General features: G+C 69.9%; 4 protein-coding genes. All 4 read left to right on the top strand.

The window, feature by feature from the left end:
• Positions 1-189: L-serine ammonia-lyase, iron-sulfur-dependent, subunit alpha (locus BGN97_RS06850; protein ID WP_292699256.1), on the top strand; the 189-nt coding region annotated here is incomplete at its 5' end.
• Positions 190-232: 43 nt separating this feature from the next.
• A complete protein-coding gene (locus BGN97_RS06855; protein WP_292699257.1) occupies positions 233-1,021 on the top strand; it encodes an ABC transporter ATP-binding protein in 789 nt (262 codons plus the stop codon).
• Positions 1,018-1,746 (top strand): ABC transporter permease, encoded by a 729-nt coding sequence (locus tag BGN97_RS06860; RefSeq protein ID WP_292699260.1) that lies wholly within the window; start codon positions 1,018-1,020, stop codon positions 1,744-1,746. Before BGN97_RS06855 ends, BGN97_RS06860 begins: the two co-directional genes overlap by 4 nt.
• Positions 1,747-1,773: 27 nt before the next feature.
• Positions 1,774-1,954, top strand: a 181-nt coding sequence (locus tag BGN97_RS06865; RefSeq protein WP_292699263.1) for a type II toxin-antitoxin system ParD family antitoxin, incomplete at its 3' end; no start/stop codon positions are given.

Below are 1,954 nucleotides of genomic sequence, written 5' to 3' on the forward strand. Positions count from 1 at the left end.
ATCGAGCGCAACGCGATCGCGGCCTCCACCGCCGTCACCGCCGCCCGCCTCGCCCTGCGCGGCGACGGCGAGCACTACGTGTCGTTGGACGCCGTGGTCGAGACCATGCGCCAGACCGGCCTGGACATGTCGACGAAGTACAAGGAGACCAGCGAGGGCGGCCTCGCGGTGAACGTCATCGAGTGCTGAGCTGCCCTGTCCCGCGGGGCATGCGAGGTGAATAATTCATCGCATGAGCGATGATGCGGTGGTGATCGACGGGCTGCGGGTGCGGCGCGGACGCCACGACGTGTTCGACGGGCTGTCGCTGCGCATCCCGCGAGGGCAGGTGATCGGTCTGCTCGGCCCGTCCGGATGCGGCAAGACCACGCTCATGCGCTCGATCGTCGGCGTGCAGCGCACTCACGGCGGCAGCGTCACCGTGCTCGGCGAGGCCGCGGGAGCCCGCGGGCTGCGGCGGCGCGTCTCCTACGGCACGCAGGGCTCCGCCGTGTACACCGACCTCACCGTCCACGAGAACCTGCGCTACTTCGCATCCGTCCTCGGCGCACCGCGAGACGACGTGGACCGGGTGCTGACCCAGGTCGGGCTCGCCTCCCAGGCGAACCAGGCGGTCGATGCGCTCAGCGGCGGTCAGCTGAACCGGGTGTCGCTCGGGGCGGCGCTCCTCGGCGCCCCGGAGCTCGTCGTGCTCGACGAGCCGACGGTGGGCCTGGATCCCGTGCTGCGCGCCGAGCTGTGGACGCTGTTCCGCGAGATCGCCGACGCCGGCACCACCATGCTCGTCTCCAGCCACGTGATGGACGAGGCGCTGCGCTGCGACCGGCTGCTGCTCATGCGCGACGGCAGGATCATCGCAGACACCACCCCGCAGCAGCTGCTCGCCGACACCGGGCAGACGGATGCCGAGGCGGCGTTCCTCACTCTGATCCGCCGCGACACCGGCCACGAGACGCGCCGCTCGCTGCGTGAGCGCGAGAGGGAGCGCGAGAAGGACCACGGCCAGGAGGCGGAGCGATGAAGCGCACCTTCGCCACAGCCGGCCGGGTGCTGCAGCAGTTGCGCCACGACCCGCGCTCGATCGCGCTCATGCTCGTGGCGCCCAGCCTGCTGGTCGGCCTGTTCGCCTGGCTGTTCGCCGATCAGGAGGGGGTTTTCGACAAGTTCGGCGGCGCGATCCTGGCGCTGTTCCCGTTCATCGTGATGTTCCTGATCACCTCGATCACCACCCTGCGCGAGCGCCGCTCGGGTACGCTCGAGCGGCTCATGACCACACCGCTCGGCAAGGCCGACTTCATCCTCGGCTATGCGCTCGCGTTCGGGCTCATGGCTATCCTGCAGGCCGTCATCACGGTCGCGTTCGCCGTGTACGTGTGCGGGCTGACCGTCGACGGGCCGCTCTGGCAGCTGGGTGCGGTGGCGGTGGTGGATGCCGTGCTGGGCACCGCCCTCGGCCTGCTGGCCAGTGCGTTCGCGCAGACGGAGTTCCAGGCCGTGCAGTTCATGCCGGTGCTGGTGTTCCCGCAGATCATCCTCGGCGGGCTGTTCATGCCGCGCGACCAGATGCCCGACGTGCTCTACGCGATCTCCGACTGGCTGCCGCTCAGTCATGCGATCGACGCCATCCAGGCCGTCACGAAGGGCGACATCGGGTGGGACGTCGGCGCGCCCCGGCTGATCGTCGCGGCGTTCGCGGTCGGATGCCTGGTGCTGGCGCCGCTCACGCTGCGCCGCCGCACGCCCTAGGCTACCAATCTTTGGTAATCTCGATCCATGGCGCAGAACACCTCGATCAGCCTGGACGATCATTTCGCCGCCTTCCTCGCGGAGCAGGTCGGCTCAGGGCGCTATCGCTCGGCCAGTGAGGTCGTGCGGGCGAGTCTGCGCCTGCTGGAAGACCAGGAGACCCAGGGCGCCGCGCTGCGTGCGGCGCTGATCGCGGGCGAGAACAGCG

The sequence above is a fragment of the Microbacterium sp. 69-10 genome, assembly GCF_001897945.1.
Lineage (GTDB): Bacteria > Actinomycetota > Actinomycetes > Actinomycetales > Microbacteriaceae > Microbacterium.